The sequence below is a fragment of the Streptomyces actuosus genome (genome assembly GCF_016921115.1).
In the GTDB taxonomy this organism is placed as follows: domain Bacteria; phylum Actinomycetota; class Actinomycetes; order Streptomycetales; family Streptomycetaceae; genus Streptomyces; species Streptomyces actuosus_A.
Genome location: NZ_JAFFZS010000178.1, coordinates 1 through 472 on the forward strand (window position 1 = coordinate 1; position 472 = coordinate 472).

Here is a 472-nt window from a genome sequence, read left to right on the forward strand (position 1 = left end):
CTCTTGAATCAGTGTATTAATAGCCTGTCTATCCAGCCCAGACCGACAGCCGCCACTCTCGAGATGATGCAGCATAGCCGAAGGACTCTTGAACCTGCGACTACACCCCGGCGCAACGCATTTGATATTACTGATTGGCCGGTGCTTGACTGAATCCCGGTGTTGCTGCAGCGCTTTTTCGTCTCCGAATACTCGATCACACTCTACACATCTCAGATCGGCTGTCCTGTCGATGGTATGCACCTTATCCCTCAGATGCTGGTTGAGAGCATCTTCATTCACGAAATCCCGGTCACAGTCGCAGCAATGGAACTGTTTGATGTGTCGTGGCGAATTCGCATGCTGCTCGAGTGCTTTGCTGTCTCTGAAGCCTTTGTTGCATTCTTCACAGTAAAAGTGGTTCTCACGTAGATGGGCGGCCAGACCGTCGCTGGACAAGAAGCTAATGCCGCAATAGTGGCATGATATGTGT

General features: G+C 51.1%; 1 protein-coding gene. It reads left to right on the forward strand.

The annotated features are described in order from the left end of the window. The first annotated feature begins 159 nt into the window (after nt 1–159). Nucleotides 160–411 (forward strand): hypothetical protein, encoded by a 252-nt coding sequence (locus JS756_RS38830; protein WP_240204885.1) that lies wholly within the window; start codon nt 160–162, stop codon nt 409–411. Nucleotides 412–472 lie beyond the last annotated feature (61 nt).